Annotated in this window: 15 protein-coding genes and 1 pseudogene; 8 read left to right on the forward strand and 8 right to left on the reverse strand. The window is 74.1% G+C overall.

Annotated elements, in window-relative coordinates; all coding sequences use genetic code 11:
• Positions 1–12 precede the first annotated feature (12 nt).
• The 3 genes from BJ982_RS29030 to rpsD all read right to left on the reverse strand — a co-directional run bounded on the left by BJ982_RS29030 (position 13) and on the right by rpsD (position 2,651).
• Positions 13–891: an ABC transporter permease gene (locus tag BJ982_RS29030; RefSeq protein ID WP_184885259.1), complete on the reverse strand. Its 879-nt coding sequence runs from the start codon at positions 889–891 to the stop codon at positions 13–15.
• Positions 888–1,835 carry an ATP-binding cassette domain-containing protein gene (locus BJ982_RS29035; protein WP_184885261.1) on the reverse strand — a complete coding sequence of 316 codons (948 nt, stop codon included), beginning with the start codon at positions 1,833–1,835 and terminating at the stop codon, positions 888–890. Before BJ982_RS29035 ends, BJ982_RS29030 begins: the two co-directional genes overlap by 4 nt.
• Before the next feature lie 201 nt (positions 1,836–2,036).
• Entirely contained in the window at positions 2,037–2,651 is a 615-nt protein-coding gene (gene rpsD / locus BJ982_RS29040) for a 30S ribosomal protein S4 (protein WP_184885263.1), read from the reverse strand.
• Between the two features lie 142 nt (positions 2,652–2,793).
• On the opposite strand from rpsD, the gene BJ982_RS29045 reads away from it, so the two are divergent.
• Entirely contained in the window at positions 2,794–3,471 is a 678-nt protein-coding gene (locus BJ982_RS29045) for a DUF2470 domain-containing protein (protein WP_239122990.1), read from the forward strand.
• On the opposite strand, the gene BJ982_RS29050 is transcribed toward BJ982_RS29045, so the two are convergent.
• Entirely contained in the window at positions 3,389–4,651 is a 1,263-nt protein-coding gene (locus tag BJ982_RS29050; RefSeq protein ID WP_184885267.1) for an ROK family transcriptional regulator, read from the reverse strand. The two genes, BJ982_RS29045 and BJ982_RS29050, sit on opposite strands and share 83 nt — an antisense overlap.
• A gap of 152 nt (positions 4,652–4,803) precedes the next feature.
• Between BJ982_RS29050 and zwf the strand changes: the two genes are divergently transcribed.
• Genes zwf through eda form a run of 4 tightly spaced genes read left to right on the forward strand, consistent with a single transcriptional unit; the run spans position 4,804 to position 9,954 of the window.
• A complete protein-coding gene (gene zwf / locus BJ982_RS29055; protein WP_184885269.1) occupies positions 4,804–6,339 on the forward strand; it encodes a glucose-6-phosphate dehydrogenase in 1,536 nt (511 codons plus the stop codon).
• On the forward strand, positions 6,336–8,297 hold the full coding sequence (edd, locus tag BJ982_RS29060; RefSeq protein ID WP_184885272.1) for a phosphogluconate dehydratase: 1,962 nt from the start codon (positions 6,336–6,338) through the stop codon (positions 8,295–8,297). The genes zwf and edd overlap by 4 nt, the downstream gene beginning before the upstream one ends.
• Complete coding sequence (locus BJ982_RS29065) at positions 8,294–9,343, forward strand: glucokinase (RefSeq protein WP_184885274.1); 1,050 nt, start codon at positions 8,294–8,296, stop codon at positions 9,341–9,343. Before edd ends, BJ982_RS29065 begins: the two co-directional genes overlap by 4 nt.
• Positions 9,340–9,954, forward strand: a complete 615-nt coding sequence (gene eda / locus BJ982_RS29070) for a bifunctional 4-hydroxy-2-oxoglutarate aldolase/2-dehydro-3-deoxy-phosphogluconate aldolase (protein ID WP_184885276.1) — start codon at positions 9,340–9,342, stop codon at positions 9,952–9,954. Before BJ982_RS29065 ends, eda begins: the two co-directional genes overlap by 4 nt.
• A 255-nt stretch (positions 9,955–10,209) precedes the next feature.
• On the opposite strand, the gene BJ982_RS29075 is transcribed toward eda, so the two are convergent.
• The 3 genes from BJ982_RS29075 to BJ982_RS29085 all read right to left on the reverse strand — a co-directional run bounded on the left by BJ982_RS29075 (position 10,210) and on the right by BJ982_RS29085 (position 14,225).
• Positions 10,210–11,646, reverse strand: a complete 1,437-nt coding sequence (locus BJ982_RS29075) for an MFS transporter (RefSeq protein ID WP_184885278.1) — start codon at positions 11,644–11,646, stop codon at positions 10,210–10,212.
• An 88-nt stretch (positions 11,647–11,734) separates the two neighbouring features.
• The gene (locus BJ982_RS29080) at positions 11,735–13,114 is read right to left on the reverse strand and encodes an MFS transporter (RefSeq protein ID WP_239122989.1); all 1,380 of its coding nucleotides are present in this window, start codon (positions 13,112–13,114) and stop codon (positions 11,735–11,737) included.
• 169 nt (positions 13,115–13,283) lie between these two features.
• Entirely contained in the window at positions 13,284–14,225 is a 942-nt protein-coding gene (locus tag BJ982_RS29085) for a DUF418 domain-containing protein (protein WP_239122988.1), read from the reverse strand.
• Between the two features lie 333 nt (positions 14,226–14,558).
• Here BJ982_RS29085 and BJ982_RS40680 point away from each other — a divergent pair, with 333 nt between their 5' ends.
• Together BJ982_RS40680 and BJ982_RS29095 are read left to right on the forward strand one after the other, a co-directional pair.
• Positions 14,559–15,344 carry a histidine kinase dimerization/phosphoacceptor domain-containing protein gene (locus BJ982_RS40680; protein WP_239122987.1) on the forward strand — a complete coding sequence of 262 codons (786 nt, stop codon included), beginning with the start codon at positions 14,559–14,561 and terminating at the stop codon, positions 15,342–15,344.
• Positions 15,341–15,985: pseudogene (locus BJ982_RS29095) on the forward strand (response regulator); the annotation flags it as partial. The gene BJ982_RS40680 and the pseudogene BJ982_RS29095, both read left to right, overlap by 4 nt.
• Positions 15,986–16,024: 39 nt before the next feature.
• Here the strand turns inward: BJ982_RS29095 and BJ982_RS29100 are convergent.
• A complete protein-coding gene (locus BJ982_RS29100) occupies positions 16,025–16,876 on the reverse strand; it encodes a LysR family transcriptional regulator (RefSeq protein ID WP_184885284.1) in 852 nt (283 codons plus the stop codon).
• Positions 16,877–17,003: 127 nt separating this feature from the next.
• Between BJ982_RS29100 and BJ982_RS29105 the strand changes: the two genes are divergently transcribed.
• Positions 17,004–17,897: an MBL fold metallo-hydrolase gene (locus tag BJ982_RS29105; RefSeq protein WP_184885286.1), complete on the forward strand. Its 894-nt coding sequence runs from the start codon at positions 17,004–17,006 to the stop codon at positions 17,895–17,897.
• The last annotated feature ends 257 nt before the right edge of the window (positions 17,898–18,154 follow it).

Here is an 18,154-nt window from a genome sequence, read left to right on the forward strand (position 1 = left end):
CCCCGTCGGCCCTCAGGCGTCTCTGCGGCGCAGGACCGCGTAGGCGGCGAGCAGCAGTGCGGCGGCCCAGGCGCAGGTCACGGCGATCCCGGCCCAGGGACCCGGCAGCGCGGGGTCGTGGTCGAGGCTGAGCAGCCGCAGGCCCGCGGTGATCGGCCAGTAGCCGAGGACGAGCCGCGCCGGCCATTCAGGGTACAGCGGGGCCATGGCCGGGATCAGGACGCCCATCGTGCCGAGGACGCTGAGCGCGCCCGCCGTGTTGCGGACCAGGCAGCCGAGCGCGAGCCCGATCAGGCTCACCAGCGCGAGCAGCACCCCGGTCCCGGCGAGGACGCGGATCATGCCGGGCTGGCCGAGGGCGTTGACCGGCACGTCCTTGGCGGTCAGCACGGCCCGGCCGGCGAACAGGGCAGCCCAGCCGGACAGCCAGCCCACCACCAGCGTGACCCCGGCGCAGACGACGGCCTTGGCGGTGAGGAGCCGGCCCCGGCGCGGCTCCGCGGCGAGGGTCACGGAGATCGTGCGGGTGGCGTACTCGACGGTGAACGCCCGCAGCCCCACATAGCCGATGATCAGGTGGACGAAGATGAAGGCGCGGAAGTCCGGCACCGGCCGGAACGCGGCGCGCTCGGCCGCGGTGAGCCGGGCGTACTCGGTGGCGCCCGCGCCGCCGAACAGCGCACCGAAGAGGGCGCCGAGCGCGACGGCGACGGCGAGGGTGATCCAGGTGGATCGCATCGTGGCGGTCTTGGACCACTCCGCGCGGATGGCGTCGCCCAGTCCCGGCCGCCGGTGCGGGGCGACCCGCGTGCGTCCCGTCTCGATCGCCGGACGTCCCGGCTCCGCCGTCGCGGTTCCGGGTCCGGTGATCGCGGATCCGGTCCCGCTCATCGGACGGCCCCGTTCGCGGCGCCGTACTCGACGGCGTCCCGGGTCAGCTCCATGAACGCGTCCTCCAGGGAGGCGCGGCGGGGTGTCAGCTCGTGCAGGACGACGCCCTCGGCGGCGGCGAGCCGTCCGATCTCCTCGGCGGTCATCCCGCTCACGACCAGCTCCCCGCCGTCCGGGACGTCCTGGAGACCCCGGCCGCCGTGGCCGGGGTCGTGGTGGACGGCCGAGGCGCCGGAGGCGACCAGGGCGCGGGCGAACGCGCGGGCGGCCGGGGTGCGCACGAGGACGCCTTCGGGGCGGGCGAAGGCGTCGACGGTGGTGTCGGCGACGAGCCGACCCCGGGCGATGACGACGAGCCGGTCGGCGGTGAGCGCCATCTCGGCCATCAGGTGACTGGAGACCAGCAGTGTGCGCCCTTCGGCGGCGAGGTCGCGCAGCATCGTGCGGATCCAGACGATGCCCTCGGGGTCGAGCCCGTTGACCGGTTCGTCGAGCACCAGCACCTCGGGGTCGCCGAGCATGGCGGCGGCGATGCCGAGCCGCTGGAGCATGCCGAGGGAGAACCCGCCGGCGCGGCGGCCGGCCGCCGCGGTGAGGCCGACGAGGTCGAGCACCTCCTCGACGCGGCCCCGGGGCAGCCGGTTGCTCAGCGCGAGCCATCTGAGGTGGTCGCGGGCGGTGCGGCGCGGGTGGACGGCGCCGGCGTCGAGCAGCGCGCCGACCGCCCGCATGGGCGCGGGGAGGTCGGCGGGCCGTGATCCGAGCACCCGTGCGCCGCCCTCGCTCGGCGCGTCCAGGCCGAGGATCACCCGCATCGTGGTGGACTTGCCGGCGCCGTTGGGACCGAGGAACCCGGTCACCACCCCGGGCCTGACGTCGAAGGTCAGCCCGTCGACCGCCGGGACGTCGCCGTGGCGTTTGCCGAGTCCCCGTACCTCGATCATCGGCCCGTCCCCGGGCGCGGTGTGTGTCGTGTCATGCCCCCGAGCCTGCGCGGTCCCGCTGCGGAGATCCTGCGCGGGCCGCGGGGGTTTCTGGGAGTTCTCTGTGCGCCGCGCGGGCGCACGGCCCGGCTGACCGGCGGGCACGCCCGGGGACGCCTCGGGCGGCGGCCGGGATCTCCCAGGGCATTCGCAGACGGGCGTTCAGCGGGAGTAGTGCTCGACGACGAGTTGTTCGTCGACCAGGAGGGGGATCTGCCGGCGTTCCGGTCTGGCGTTCAGGGTGAAGCTCAGCTCCCTGAGGTCAACGGTCAGGTAGGGCGCGGTGACCTCGTCGGCGTAGACGCCCTCGGCGGCGGCGACGAAGGGCTGCATGCCGCGGGACTTCTGGCGTACGGCGATGGTCTGGCCGGGCGTGACCAGGTAGCTGGGGATGTCGACCTTGCGGCCGTCGACGGTGATGTGGCCGTGGGTGACGTACTGGCGGGCCGCGTAGATGGACGGCGCCAGGCCGGCGCGGAGCACCAGGGACGCCAGGCGGCTCTCCAGGATGATGACGAGTTCGGCGCCCGAACGGCCGGGACGGCGCAGGGCCAGGTCCCAGTACCTGCGCATCTGCTTCTCCGAGACGTCGTAGTACCAGCGGAGCTTCTGCTTCTCCAGCCGGCGGACGCCGTAGTCGCCGGCGGTGCGGCGGCTGGTGGTGCGGCCGTGCTGTCCCGGCGGGTAGGGCCGCCGTTCGAAGTAGCGGACCGCCTTGCGGGTCAGCGGCAGCCCCGCCCTCCGGGAAAGCCGCACCTTGGGTCCTGTGTAGCGCACGATGACCTCGCTGTGATTAGGTAAGCCTTACTAAGGTGAGCCTAACCTTAGCGGGAGGCTCGCCATGAACGCGAAAGACCCCAGGAGCCACGCCATGCCCGTGACGGTCCCCCCCATTTCCGAACGTATCCGGAGCCTCGCCATGTCCGCCGCGCCGACCCACGTCTCGCTCGACGGCTCGGCCCACGCGACGCGCGGCGGAGTGGACGGCGACGGACGGCCGTTGCTGCTGGTCAAGCCGGGCGAGCCGCTGCACCTGCTGCCGGCCGCCGAGGACGTCGTGGTCACCGTGGACCTGGCGGCCACCCGCACCCTCGGCGGCGTGGACCACCCGCGCGGGCTGCTCAAGATGCAGGGCTGGGCCCGCCGGGTGCCGGCCGCCGAGACCAGGGACGCGGCCGTCGCGGTGGCCGCGCGGTGCCCGGACGAGGCGCTGTTCGCGGCGGTGGAGGGCGGCCCGTGCGCCCCCGGGCTGTTCCGCGTGGACGTCGGGTACGTGATCTACCTGACCGGCCAGGAGTCGGGCATGCTGGACGCCGAGGACTACCTGGGCACCGGGCCCGACCCGTTCCTCGACGCCGCCGAGAGCATGCTGGACCACGTGAACGCCGCCCACCGCGAGGGGCTGCGCCGGGCCGTCGAGGCGCTCACCGGCGAGCCCGCGCCCGAGGCGTGGCTGTGGGAGCTGGACCGCTACGGCGCGACCGTGCGGGCCGGGACCGGGCGGCCCGCGCTGATCAGGATCCCCTGGCAGCGACCGGCCGCCGGGCCGCGTGACCTGGAGCGCGCGCTGGCCCACCTGATGGGCCCGTCCCACTGACGCCCGGTGCGCCGAGGGACGCGTCGACCGCCTCGGGCGCCAGGATGTGGTCGATGACCATGAGGGCGCAGCCGGTGATGCCCGCGCCGGGCCCGAGGCGGCTGCGCTCGATGCGCAGGCTGCGGGTGGACAGGGCCGTCGAGCGCCGGTGCACCGCCTCGCGCACCCCGGAGACCAGCGGCTGGAACTTCTCGGCGACGTCGCCGCCGAGCACCACCACGGCCGGGTTGAGGATGTTGACGGCGCTCGCGACCACCTCGCCGAGCATGCGGCCCGCCCGGCGCACGACCGTCATCGTCTCGGCGTCGCCGGCGCGCACCAGCGTGACGACGTCGTCGAGCGAGGAGACCTCGCGCCCGCGCGCCCGCAGGTCGCGCAGGATGGCGGTGCCGCTCGCCACCGAGTCGACGCAGTCGATGTTGCCGCACCGGCACAGCACCCCTCCCCCGTCGGTGACGGGGATGTGCCCGATCTCGCCCGCCGCGCCGAGCGCGCCGCGCAGGATCTCGCCCCCGGCGATCACCCCGGCGCCGATGCGGGTGGACACCTTCACGAACAGCAGGTCGGCGACCTCGCGGGCGTAGGCGGCGCGGTACTCGCCCATGGCGACGACGTTGACGTCGTTGTCCACGAAGACCGGCACGGGGTAGCGGGCGGCGATCAGCGGCGGGATCGCCACGCCGGTCCAGCTCGCCATGACCCGGGCGCTCTCGGTGCGCCCGGCGGCGAACTCGACGGTGGCGGGCACGCCGAGCCCGGCGCCGCGCACCGCGGAGCCGGGCCTTTCGTCGAGCAGGTCCGCCCAGATGTCCAGCAGCAGGGGCAGCACCACGCCGGGGCCGCGCTCGACGTCGATCTCCAGGTCCGTGCGGGCCAGCTCGGCGCCGGCGAGGTCGCACAGCGCGACCTGGGTGCGGCTCGCGCCGAGCGAGGCGACCAGGATGACGCCTCCCGAGGCGTTGAACGCCAGGCGCGCCGGCGGGCGCCCGCCGGTGGAGGGGCCCTCGGTGTCCTCCACGACCAGGCCGTGGTCGAGCAGCTCGGCCACGCGCAGGGCCACGGCGGGGCGCGAGAGGCCGGTCACCCTGCCGATGTCCGCCCGTGTGACGGCCTCGCCGTCGCGGATGAGGCGGAGCACTTCGCCGGTGGTGGCGAGCGCGGGGCCTGATCGTCGAGCCATCGGCCAAGTCTAACCCCACGCTTTTGTAATGAGAAGTTCCTAAGTTCCACATCTCAAATGTCAAAACTACGGTTGTGCGCGACCAAAGGTTCGGGCTACTGTCCGATCTGTCCTGGTTGGCAAAGACTTGGCAGATCTTCGGAGCCCCTCCCGTGCCTCAGCCCTCGACCGCGTCGCCCGCCGCACCACCGGACGGCCGCGAGCGCCCCGTCGCGCACGCGGCCGACCTCGTCGTCTTCGGCGGCACCGGCGACCTCTCCATGCGCAAGCTGCTCCCGGCCCTCTACCACTGCGACCGGGACGGACGGCTCGCGCCGGACGCCCGGATCATCGCGGTGTCCCGCGGCGGGCTGGACGACGCCGACTTCCGCGGCAAGGTCGAGGCCGAGGTGCGGCCGGGCCTGCACGCCGGCGACGCCGCGGGCTGGGGCCGCTTCCTGCGCCGCCTGCACCACGTGTGCGCGGACGTCCCGGCCGGCCACGACGCCCCCGTCCACCCGGGGTGGGGCCGGCTCACCCGCATGCTCGCCGGCCGCGAGGACACCGGCAGGGTCTTCTACCTCGCCAGCCCGCCGATGACGTTCGGCCCGTTCTGCCGGGCCGCGGGCCGGGCGGGCCTGGTGACCCCGTCCTCGCGCGTGGTGCTGGAGAAGCCCCTCGGCCGCGACCTGGCGGGCGCCCGCCGCATCAACGACGAGGTCGGCGCCGTCTTCGGCGAGCACCAGATCTTCCGCATCGACCACTACCTCGGCAAGGAGACCGTCCAGAACCTGCTCGTGCTGCGGTTCGCCAACGCCTTCCTGGAGCCGATCTGGAACTCTCTGTGGATCGACCACGTGCAGATCACCGCCGCCGAGTCGGTCGGCACGCCGGGGCGGCGCGGCTACTACGACCACGCGGGCGCGCTGCGCGACATGGTGCAGAACCACCTGCTGCAACTGCTGTGCCTGGTCGCGATGGAGCCGCCGGCGCGCAACGACCGCGAGGCGATCCGGGACGAGAAGCTCAAGGTGCTGCAGTCGCTGCGGCCGATCAGCGGGACCGAGGCGGCGCGGTTCACCGTGCGCGGCCAGTACACCGCCGGGCGCGTGGACGGCCGCGCCGTCCCCGGCTACCTGGACGAGCCGGACGACACCCCCCCGACGGACGCCTCGCGGCATGTGGAGACCTTCGCCGCGATCCGCGCCGAGGTGAAGAACTGGCGGTGGGCCGGGGTGCCGTTCTACCTGCGCACGGGCAAGCGCATGCCCTACCGCCGCTCGGAGATCGTCGTCCAGTTCAAGGACGTGCCGCACTCGATCTTCCCCGGGGGCGAGCCCAACCGGCTGGTGCTGCGCCTGCAGCCCGGCGAGGGCATCCACCTGCGGATCATGGCCAAGGAGCCGGGCGCCGGCGAGGTGGTCCCGCGGCCGGTCCCGCTCAGCCTGAGCTTCGCCGACACCTTCCACGCCCGCGTCCCCGACGCCTACGAGCGGCTGCTGACCGACGTGCTGGCCGGCGACCCGACCCTGTTCATGCGGCGCGACGAGGTCGAGGCTGCCTGGGGCTGGATCGACCCGGTCATCGCCACCTGGGAGTCCACCGGCGGCCTCCCCGAGCCGTACGCCGCCGGGACCAGCGGGCCGGTGGGCGCCCACGAACTGCTCGGCCGCAGCGGCCGCGCCTGGCACGAGGAGGACCTGCCGTGAACCGCACCGTCCAGGAGGTCACCGAGCGCCTCGCGGAACGCAGCGCGGCCACCCGCGGCGCCTACCTGGCCCGCGCCGGCGCCGCGGCGGCCGAGGCCCGGCGGCGCGGCCCGGCACGCACGGCGCTCGGCTGCGCCAACCTCGCCCACGGCTTCGCCGCCTGCTCCCCCGGTGACAAACTCGCCCTGCGCGGCGCCGAGCGTCCCGGCGTGGCGATCGTGTCGGCGTACAACGACATGCTCTCGGCGCACCAGCCGTTCGAGACCTACCCGGCGATCCTGAAGCGGGCCGTGCGGGAGGCGGGCGGCGTCGCGCAGTTCGCGGGCGGGGTGCCGGCGATGTGCGACGGCGTCACCCAGGGCCGCGCGGGCATGGAGCTGTCGCTCTACAGCCGCGAGGTGATCGCGATGGCCACCGCGGTCGCGCTGGCGCACGACATGTTCGACGGGGCGCTGCTGCTCGGCGTCTGCGACAAGATCGTGCCGGGGCTGCTCATCGGGGCGCTGCACTTCGGGCACCTGCCCGCCGTCTTCGTCCCCGCGGGGCCCATGCCGTCCGGGCTGCCCAACAAGGTCAAGGCGCGCACGCGGCAGCTCTTCGCCGAGGGCAAGGTGGGGCGCGAGGAGATGCTGGACGCCGAGGCGCGCTCCTACCACTCCCCCGGCACCTGCACCTTCTACGGCACCGCCAACTCCAACCAGGTGCTCATGGAGGTCATGGGCCTGCACCTGCCGGGCGCCACGTTCGTCAACCCCGGCACCGAGCTGCGCGACGCCCTCACCGCGGCGGCGGCCGAGCGGGTCGTCCAGATCACCGCGCACGGCGCCGCCTACACGCCGGTCGCCGAGGTGGTGGACGAGAAGGCGCTGGTCAACGCGGCCGTGGCGCTGCTGGCCACCGGCGGGTCCACCAACCACACCCTGCACCTGGTCGCGATCGCCGCCGCCGCGGGCATCGAGCTGCTGTGGGACGACCTCGCGGCGCTGTCCACGGCCGTCCCCCTGCTGACGCGGATGTACCCCAACGGGCAGGCCGACGTGAACCACTTCCAGGCGGCGGGCGGCATGCAGGCGCTGATCGGCGACCTGCTCGACGCCGGGCTGCTGCACGAGGACGTGCTGACCGTCGCCGGGCACGGCCTCGGCCACTACCGCGGCGCGCCCGCCCTCAAGGAGGGGACGCTGGTCTGGGAGGAACGGACCGCCGGCAGCGCCGACCTCGACGTGCTGCGGCCGGTGTCCGCGCCGTTCTCCGCCGACGGCGGCATCCACATGGTCAGCGGCAACCTGGGCCGCGCGGTGAGCAAGGTGTCGGCCGTGCGGCCCGAGCACCTGGTGGTCGAGGCGCCCGCCCGGGTCTTCGACGACCAGTCCGAGCTGCTGGCGGCGTTCGAGGCCGGGGAACTGGACGGCCGGGACTTCGTCGCGGTGATCCGCTACCAGGGGCCGCGCGCCAACGGCATGCCCGAGCTGCACAAGCTCACCCCGCCGCTGGCCGTCCTGCTGGACCGGGGGCAGCGGGTTGCGCTGGTCACCGACGGCCGCATGTCCGGGGCGTCGGGCAAGGTGCCCGCCGCGATCCACCTGTCGCCCGAGGCCGCCGACGGCGGGCCGATCGCGCTGGTGCGCGACGGCGACCTCCTGCGGCTGGACGCGGCGGCCGGCACCCTCGACCTGCTCGTCCCGGAGTCCGAGCTCGCCGCCCGCACGCCCGCGGGCCGGCCACTGCGGGACGACGAGTGGGTCGGCACCGGGCGCGAGCTGTTCGCCGTCTTCCGCCACGCCGCGGGCCCGGCCGAGCGCGGCGGCGGCATCTTCGCGCCGAGCGGCGCGGAGGGCCCGGCGACGCCCGCGGCCGGAACCGGCGGCGCGACGTCCGCGGCCCACGGGACCGGCGGCGCGGCGTCCGCGGATCTCGGCGCCGGCGAGGCTCCGGCGTTCGCGGCGAGCGGCGCGTGAGCGCGCCGCCGCCTCCGACCCCGGAGGCTCCCTGGCTGGTCGCCGACGTCGGCGGCACCAACGCCCGGTTCGGGCTGGTGACCCGGCCGGGTGGACGTCCGGAGCGGGTCGTCGTGCTCCCGGGGGCTGAGCACGACGGCCTGCCCGGCGCCGTCCACGCCTACCTGACCGTCCACGCGGGCGTGCGGGCCGCGGCGGCGTGCCTGGCCATCGCGGGCCCGGTCAACGCCGACCGCTACCGGCTCACCAACGCGGGCTGGTCGGGCTCGGTCAACGACCTCGGCATCCCGCACGTCGAGCTGCTCAACGACTTCGAGGCGCTCGCCCTGGCCCTGCCCCGCCTGGACGGCGGCGACCTCGCCTCCCTCGGCGGGCCCGCCCCGGCGCAGGGCATGGTCAAGGCCGTGCTGGGGCCGGGCACGGGCCTCGGCGTGGCCGGGCTGGTGCCCGCGCGCGGCGGCTGGGTGCCGGTGCCCGGCGAGGGCGGCCACGTGACCGCGCCCGCCGTCACCGAGCTGGAGTACGAGATCGTGCGCGCGCTGCGGGCCGACGGGATGCCGTTCGTGGACGCCGAACACCTGCTGTCCGGGCCGGGCCTGACCCGGCTGCGGCACGGGCTCGCCCTGGTGGAGGGCATCCACGCCGCCCCGCTGCCCGCCTCGGAGGTCGTGGCGCGCCTGGACGACTCGCTGTGCGCGCGTACGGTGGAGGTGTTCTGCGGGCTGCTCGGCAGCTTCGCGGCCAACGTCGCGCTCACCTTGGGGGCCAGGGGCGGCGTCTATCTCGGAGGGGGCATCGTGCCGAGGATCGTCGAACGGATCCGCGCGAGCGACTTCCGGCGCCGGTTCGAGGCCAACCTCGTCCTGTCCGGCTACCTGACCGGCATCGCCACCACCGCGATCGTCGCCGAGCAGCCCGCGCTGACCGGCGCGGCGGCCTGGCTCGCCCAGCGGGCGGCCCTGCCCTCTCCCACCGCCCCCGTCCCGTCCTCCGCCGGCCCGGCGCCGGGCCGGACCACCCTCACCGCAAGGAGCACCACCCCGTGAGCATCCTCGACCTCGCCCCCGTCATCCCCGTCGTGGTCGTCGACGACGCGCGGGCGGCCGTCCCCCTCGCCCGCGCCCTGGTGGCGGGCGGGCTGCCGGCCATCGAGGTGACGCTGCGCACGCCCGCCGCCCTCGCGGCCATCGCCGCCATCGCCGCCGAGGTGCCGGGGGCCGTGGTCGGCGCGGGCACGGTGCGCACCCCGGCCGACGTGGCCGCCGCCGCGGGCGTGGGCGCGCGGTTCCTGGTCAGCCCCGGCGCGACGCCCGGCCTGCTCGACGCCATGGACGGCAGCGGCCTGCCGTTCCTGCCGGGCGCGGCGACCGCCTCGGAGGTGCTGGCGCTGGCCGAGCGCGGGCTGACCGAGATGAAGTTCTTCCCCGCGGGCCCGGCGGGCGGGGTCGGCTACCTCAAGGCCCTGGCCGGGCCGATCCCCGACGTGCGGTTCTGCCCGACCGGCGGCATCCGGCCGGAGACGGCCGCCGAGTACCTGGCGCTGCCCAACGTCGGCTGCGTCGGCGGCACCTGGCTCACCCCGGCCGACGCGCTCGCCGCCGGCGACTACGCCCGCGTCGAGAAGCTCGCCGCCGAGGCCGCCGCACTTAGCGCCTGACCTGGTGCGCGGGCCACGTCCCCGCCAGGGTACGGTTAGGGGCCGCGTGATCGGCGAAGCGGCCGGCGTCCGGGCAGGGTAGCCGCCCGGTGGCTGGCATGTTCCGGCTTCGCCCTGTCAAGCCGGCCACGACCTCGTCCGCGCCCATCCTCCCTCGGGCGCCGGGCGAACGACCATGGAGGTCGCCGTGACCCGATGCGACGTTCATGGATCACGGGCCCGCGTGCGCCTCACCCGGCGCCCGCGGGCCCGCACTCAGCCGCGGGCCGCCAAGGGCGGGGTCAGGTCCTCCAGCGATCTGCCTTCGGCGTCCACCGCGAGCACCAGCGCCACCAGCCCCGCGGCGATCATCATGGCGGCGGCGAACGCGTACCCGTAGAAGAGCCGGTCGGGGTCGGCGTGCCCGGGTTCGCCGATCAGCGCGCCGAAGATCGCGGGGCCGAGCGCGCCGAACCCCTGGGCGATCGAGAAGAACAGCGCGATGACCAGCGCCCTGATCTCCAGCGGGAACAGCTCGCTCACGGTCAGGTAGCCGGAGCTGGCCGCGGCCGAGGCGAAGAAGAAGATCACCGACCACAGCAAAGTCTGCGTGGTCGCGGTGAGCGCGCCCTGCTTGAACAGCCATCCGGTCCCGGCCAGCAGCGCGCCCGACAGTAGGTACGTACCCGAGATCATCACCCGGCGGCCCAGCGTGTCGAACAGGTGGCCCAGCACGAGCGGCCCGGCGAGGTTGCCGAGCGCGAACGCGAACAGGTACTTGGAGGCGTCGTGCGGGGTGACGCCGTAGTAGGTGCCGAGCACGAGCACGTAGGTGAAGAAGATCGCGTTGTAGAGGAACGACTGGCTGATCATCAACGTGGCGCCGAGCACCGTGCGGCGGGGGTGCTCGCGGACCAGCACCCGGGCGATCTCGGCGTAGGAGGGCGCGCCGCGCGGGCGGATCTCCAGGGCCTTGCTCTCGTCCACGGGCGGCAGCGGGCGCCCGCTCGCGGCCACCGCGCGCTCCACCGCCGCGGCGGCGCGCTCGGCCTCCTCGGGGTGGCCGTGCATGAGCAGCCAGCGGGGGCTCTCGGGCAGGTGACGGCGCAGCGTCCAGATGGCGGCCCCGAGCACGGGGCCGATCAGCAGGCCGACACGCCAGCCCACGTTGATCGGCAGGATGGCGGGATTCAGCAGGACGTAGGTGCTCGCCGTGCCGATCATCGCGCCGAGCCAGTACGTCCCGCTCACCGCCAGGTCCGCCCGGCCCCGGTACCGGGCGGGGATCAGCTCGTCGATCGCCGAGTGGATGGCCGCGTACTCGCCGCCGATGCCCGCCCCGGCGAAGAACCGGAAGAACAACAGGAACGCCAGGTTCGGCGAGAACGCCGTGACGCCGTTGGCCGCCAGGTACAGCCCCAGGGTCAGCACGAACAGCTTGCGCCGGCCGAACCGGTCCGACATCCGCCCGAAGAACAGCGCCCCCGCGACCTGGCCCGCCAGGTACACCGTCGCGGTCAGCCCGACCTGGAAGGCCGACAGGCCCAGCGTGCGCCGGTCCTCCAGCACCGAGCCGACCGCCCCCGCGATCGTGATCTCCATGCCGTCCAGCACCCACGCGACCCCGAGCGCCAGCACCAGCCGGGTGTGGAACCCCGACCACGGCAGCCGGTCCAGCCGCGCGGGCACCAGACTCCGGACGACCTCCCCCATGATCACCCAGCGTATCCGCCGATCACCCCGGGCGCCGGGTCCCGCACCGGTACGGGACGGCTCCGGCGCGCCGGAGCCGTCCCGGTCCTCAGGTCGAGGCGTGCTGGGCGTCGCGCATGGACAGCGACGGCGCCAGCTCCTCCAGGGAGCGGCGTTCGGCGTTCACCGCGAAGAACCACGCCACCAGGCCGCCCGCCACCATCAGCGCCGAGGCGAACAGGTAGCCGTAGAACAGGCGGGTGGGGTCGGGGTTGTCCTGGTCGCCGATCAGCGCGCCGAAGATCGTCGGGCCGAGCGCGCCGAACGCCTGGGCGACCGAGAAGAACAGCGCGATCGCCAGCGCCCTGATCTCCAGCGGGAACAGCTCACTGACGGTCAGGTAGCCGGAGCTTGCCGCGGCCGAGGCGATGAAGAAGATCACCGACCACAGGATCGTCTGGGTGGTCGCGGTCAGCATGCCTTCCTTGAACATCCAGCCCGTGATCGCCAGCAGCACCCCCGACGTGACGTACGTGCTGGTGATCATGACCCGGCGTCCCACCGTGTCGAACAACGGGCCCAGGATGAACGGCCCCGCCAGGTTGCCCACCGCGAAGGCCAGCATGAACTTGGAGGCGTCGCTCGCCGAGATGCCGTAGAACGTGCCGAGCACGATGACGTACGTGAAGAAGATCGCGTTGTAGAGGAACGACTGGCTGATCATCATGGTCAGGCCGAGGATCGTGCGGGTCGGGTACTCGCGGAAGACGACCTTGAGGATCTCCCGGTACGTCGGCGACCCGTGCGGGCGCAGCTCCATCGCCTTGCTCTCGTCCACCGGCGGCACCGGGCGCCCGCTCGCGGCCACCGCGCGCTCCACCGCCTCGGCGGCCTGCTCGGCCTCCTCGTGCCTGCCGTGCATGAGCAGCCAGCGCGGGCTCTCGGGCAGGTGACGGCGCAGCACCCAGATCATCGCGCCCAGCACCGGGCCGATCAGCAGGCCCAGGCGCCAGCCGAGGTCGATGGGCAGCAGGTCGGGGTTCAGCAGGATGTAGGTGCTCGCCGTGCCGATGATCGCGCCGAGCCAGTAGGTGCCGCTCACCGCCAGGTCCACCCGGCCCCGGTAGCGGGACGGGATCAGCTCGTCGATCGCCGAGTGGATGGCCGCGTACTCGCCGCCGATGCCCGCCCCGGCGAAGAACCGGAAGAACAACAGGAACGCCAGGTTCGGCGAGAACGCCGTGATCCCGTTGGCCGCCAGATAGAGGGCCAGGGTGATGATGAACAGCTTCCGCCTGCCGAAACGGTCCGACAGCCGTCCGAACACCAGGGCCCCGGCCACCTGGCCGATCAGGTAGACCGTCGCCGTGAAGCCCACCTCCACGGCCGTCAGCCCCAGCGTCTGCCGTTCCTGCAGCACCGACCCGATCGCGCTCGCGATCGTGATCTCCATGCCGTCCAGCACCCACGCGACCCCGAGCGCCAGCACCAGCCGAGTGTGAAACCCGGACCACGGCAATCGATCCAGCCGCGCCGGCACCAGCGTGCGCACACTTTCCATGGCGACCCGCCTAACGTCCAGGCATGCCGGAACAGACCCCGACCAGGCCCATCCCGGCAGCAACGATGGCGAACCCACTGCCCGTCCGATCCCCGCCCTAACCAGCGGTTCCCCGGCGCAGCGGCGGGCGGCGGGCCCAGGTGGCCCAGCGCCAGAGCCATTCCAGAGGGCCTTGGCGGTGGCGGCGCAGCCAGAGCGTCGACACCAGCCACTGGGCGACGAGGATCGCCGCGGCGAGCAGGAGCACCGTCGCCGTGGACCAGCCGTCCGGGTCGCCGCCGGTGAGACGGGCGGCCACCAGGACCAGGACCGTGGCCGACAGGTAGTTGGTCAGCGCCATGCGGCCCAGCGGCGCGAACACCCCGAGGAGCAGCGGCCGGAGCGGCGTCCTCAGCAGGAGCAGCAGCACGCACACGTAGACGCCGGCCGTCAGCAGCCCGGCGACGGCGAACCACGAGCTGAAACCGTCCGTCCCGGCGGCGCCCGCCCGGATCTGCAGCCACGCGGCCGGCACCGCACCCGCCGCGAGGACCAGGCCCAGCAAGGCCGGGACGCGGGTGGAGCGCTCGATCCGGTCCACCACGCCGTACCTGGTCAGCGCCGAGCCCAGCAGGAACAGGCCCGGCACCAGCGGGATGCCGTTGGCGCCGAGGACCGGCGGCACCGCGATGAGCACCACGGCGAGCCCCGCGACGACCCGGCGCGGCAGCCAGGTCGAGGGCAGCAGCACCAGCAGGCCGGCGACGGCGTAGACCGTCAGGATGTCGCCCCGCCACAGCAGGAACATGTGCGCCGACCCGAGGGCGAGCAGCGCCAGCAGCCGGCGCAGCAGAACCAGCCGCGGGCGGGCGGCACGGCCCCGCGCGGACTCCAGCAGCAGCGAGAACCCGACACCGAACAGCAACGAGAAGATCGGAAAGAAGCGCTGGTCGACGAACAGCCCCAGCCCGAACCAGCCGTCGTCCGCACGCGCCGCCACCACCGGCTCGGCGGCCGACACGACGTGGACCATGTGCGCGATCGGTTTCACGTTGGCCACCAGGATCCCGCACAACGCGAACCCACGGACGACGTCGAGCGCGGCGATCCGCGGACGCCCGTCCGGTCGTGGCTCTCCCTGTCCGAGGGTCGGGCTCTCCGCGTCGAAGGCGGAAGCGGACGGACCTGGCACCGGAGTGGCGGGATCGTCGGGTCCGTGGCGATCGGGGCGTCGCCGGACCTGATGGACCGGAGGATGTTCTTCACGGGACATGGGCACCCATGCTGCAGATCAGGCACGTGAGCGGCACGGGTCGGAAGCAGGGTTCACGGCGGGCGGGATCATACTTATGGCCGGTTCCGGCGGAGAGGCCGGCGTCCTAGCCTGAGGCGGGTGAAAGGCCGGGATCGACGAGACGGCGGCGTGGAGGGCGGGACCGGCACGCCCATCGCGGCGGAGGTCGGTCTCGGTGTCGCGTTCGCCGGGCTGCTGGCGTTCTGGGCTTATCGGGTCGCTGACAGCTGGGGCGGCGGGTACTGGCCGTTCGGGTGCGTGGCCGGGGCGGTCGTGTGCGGGCTCGCGCTGGTGCGGCGGCGCGGCCGGGCGCGGGCGGCGGTCGCCGGGCTGGCGGTCGCGGCGACCGCGGTTCTGATCTCCTGGTCCGCCGGCTTGCCGTCCGAGCCGGGCCCGGCCATGGCGCTGGCGCTGTCCGTGCTGGTCGCGTCGGCGGTCGGCACGCTCCCGGTACTGACCGCCTGCGCCGTCGCGGCCGGCGGGCTGGCGGTGGCCGCGTCCGGCCTGCTCACCGCCCATCCGTCCGCCTCTCCCCTTCCACCCGTGACGGTGCTGAACGGCGGCGCGTGGCTCGCCGGGGTCGCGCTCGGCCTGTGCTCACGGCTGCCGGCCGCCCGCCGCCGGGCCGTCGCTCAGGAGGTGCGCCGCCACGAGCGCCTCCGGGTCGCCAGGGAGCTGCACGACGTCGCCGGCCACCACATCACGGGCATCGTGCTCCAAGCCCAGGCCGCCCGCATCCTCGCCCGCAAGCGGCCCGACGAGCTGAGCGGCTCCCTGTCCGGCATCGAGACCGCCGGCTCCGACGCCCTGGCCGCCACCGACCGCCTCGTCGGCCTGCTCCGCGACGACGCCCCACCCGCGCCGCCGCGTGCGAGCCGCCGGTGACGATCGGCGTCCTGCTGGCCGACGACCAGGCGATGGTGCGGGCGAGCCTGCGGGTCATCCTGGAGGACGAGCCCGGTATCGAGATCGTCGCCGAGGCGGCCGACGGCGCCGAGGCGGTCGCCCTGGCCCGGCGGCTGCGCCCGGATGTGTGCCTGGTCGACGTCCAGATGCCCGGCCTCGACGGCATCGAGGTCACCCGCGCCCTGGCCGGGCCCGGCGTGCCCGGCCCGCTGCGGGTGGTCGTGGTCACCACGTTCGACCTCGACGAGTACGTCTACGGCGCGCTCCGCGGCGGCGCCGTCGGTTTCGTGCTCAAGGACGCGGGACCGGACCTGCTGGTGCGGGCCGTGCGGGCGGCGCACGCCGGGGACGCACTCATCTCCCCGTCGGTCACCGTGCGGCTGCTGCGCCACATGACGTCCTCCGGCGCCCAGGCCGCCCGCCGGCCCGCGCAGCCGCTGTCGGAACGGGAGGTCGAGGTCGTCCGCGCGATGGCCGAAGGCCGCACCAACCAGGAGATCGCCGCCGACCTGTTCATCTCGCTCAGCACGGTCAAAGGCCACGTCTCCACCGTCCTCACCAAACTCGGCGTCCGCAACCGCGTCGAAATCGTCTCCTGGGCCTGGGAGACCGGCCTGATGACACCTGGAGCGCCTTCCCGCCCGAGTAACGCTGTCCGGTCAAGGGCGGTAGGCGGCCGTCGCGATCTGGACGAACGAGCGAATGAGCGGGTTCACATCGCCCGCCTTCCACGCCACCACCACGCGGCTCGGCGCCATGTCGGCCAGCGGCACCACGATCAGTTCCTCGGGCGGTTCGTGGCCGAGCGGGCTCATGCCGACCGTGCCGTTCCAGAGCACCGCCTGCAGGCACTCCTGGACGGCGCGCACCACCGGACCCTCGCGGGGCTCGCCGCCGTTCCAGTACGACCGCCAGAGCGGGTCGGTGCCGCCCGGGAACTGGAACCAGCGCCGTCCGGCGAGGTCGGCCAGCCTCAGACGGTCGCGGCGGGCGAGCGGGTCGTCGGCGCGCAGCACCGCGCCCACCGGGTCGGCGCGCAGCTCGCGCACCGTCAGACCGGTCTCCTCGAACGGCCCGCGGGTCAGGGCGACGTCGACGAGCCCGGCGCGCAGCCCGCAGGTCGGATCGGTCAGGTCGGTCTCGCGGACGCGGACCTCGACGCCCGGATGCCGCCGGCGGTACGCGGCGGCCAGCCGCATGGCACCCGGGTCGGAGCCGTCGCCGAGGATGCCGACGGTGATGGTCGCCGCGCCGGCCGCCACCGCCACCCGCACGCGTATCCGATCCGCCCGGTCGAGCAGGGTGCGGGCCTCGTCCAGCAGCACCGTCCCGGCCGGGGTGAGCGTGACGCCCGCGGCGGAGCGGTGCAGCAGGACGGCGCCGACATCGGCCTCCAGCCGCCTGATCGCCCGGCTCAGCGGCGGCTGGCTCATGTACAGCCGGGCGGCGGCCCGTCCGAAGTGGAGTTCCTCTGCGACGGCCACGAAATAGCGCAGCGTGCGTAGCTCCATGACCGGCGACGATACCCGTACGGTATCGGCACCACCTAACAGGACTTGGACGGCCCCGCCGCCCGGGCGGTCGAATCAGAGCATGACCCCCGAACCGACGACCGACGAACCAACGGCGGAGACGCCGATGACGGACATACCTCTGCCCGATCCCGCCGTGCGGGTCGCCGGCGCGCAGGAGATCGCCCCCGACCTGCTCGTGATCCCGAACCACCGGGCCGGGCTGGTTCCCAACATCGGCGTCGTCGGCGGTACGAAGGCCGTCCTGGTCGTCGAGACGGGTATCGGCGTCGCCAACGCCGAGCAGGTCCTCGCCTTCGCCGCCGAGGTCGCGAAGGGCCGCCGCCTGTATCTGACCACGACGCACTTCCACCCCGAACACGCCGGCGGCGCCCAGGTCTTCGCGGGCGAGGCCACGTACCTGGTCAACCGCGCCCAGGCGGACGACCTGAGGACGAAGGGGCCGGGCTACCTGGAGATGTTCCGTGGGTTCGGCGGGGCGATCGCCCGTCGCCTCGACGGCGTCCACGTGCCCACCCCTGATGTGGTCTACGACGACGGGTACGACCTGGAGCTCGGCGGCCGGACCGTTCGGCTGCGGCCCACCGGCCGGGGCCACACGAAGGGCGACCAGGTGATCGAGGTCCCGGACGCCGGCGTGCTGTTCACCGGCGACCTCGCCGAGACCGGCCAGTTCGCCATCTTCCCGTGGTTCCCGCCGCACGACACGGACGTCTCCGGCGTGCGCTGGCTCGCGGTGATGGACCGCCTGGCCGCCACCGGTCCCCGCGTGGTGGTCCCCGGCCACGGTGACATCGGCGGCCGGGAGATCCTCACCACCGTCCGCGACTACCTGCGCGAACTCCGCGACGAAACCTGGCTCCGCCGCGCCTCCGCGATGCCCGGCCCCGAGATCCTCACCGAGGTCCGCGCCCTGCTCCTGGAACGCCACCCCACCTGGACCGGCCGCGAATGGATAGCCCCAGGCATCACCTGCCTGTGCACCGAACAGCCCACCTGACCCCCGCCCTGGTCCGGCCTGGAGCCGCCCCCACGAAACGGTCCTCGCCTCCGGCTCGGGCCGTGCTTCCCAGGGAGGGCTACCGCCCCCCTTCCCCCCCGGACGAGGGGCCGCCCCGCCGACTCGTTCAGCAGGCCGAGCTCCTGGCCTGGTTGAAAACCGCCTGACCCCGGGCACCCGCTGGACCCACGCGAATCGAGATGAACCGATCACTGGACGGACCCGACTTATATATGGACAGGCCAGTTGGTCGAGGC

The sequence above is a fragment of the Sphaerisporangium siamense genome (assembly GCF_014205275.1).
GTDB classification, from domain to species: domain Bacteria; phylum Actinomycetota; class Actinomycetes; order Streptosporangiales; family Streptosporangiaceae; genus Sphaerisporangium; species Sphaerisporangium siamense.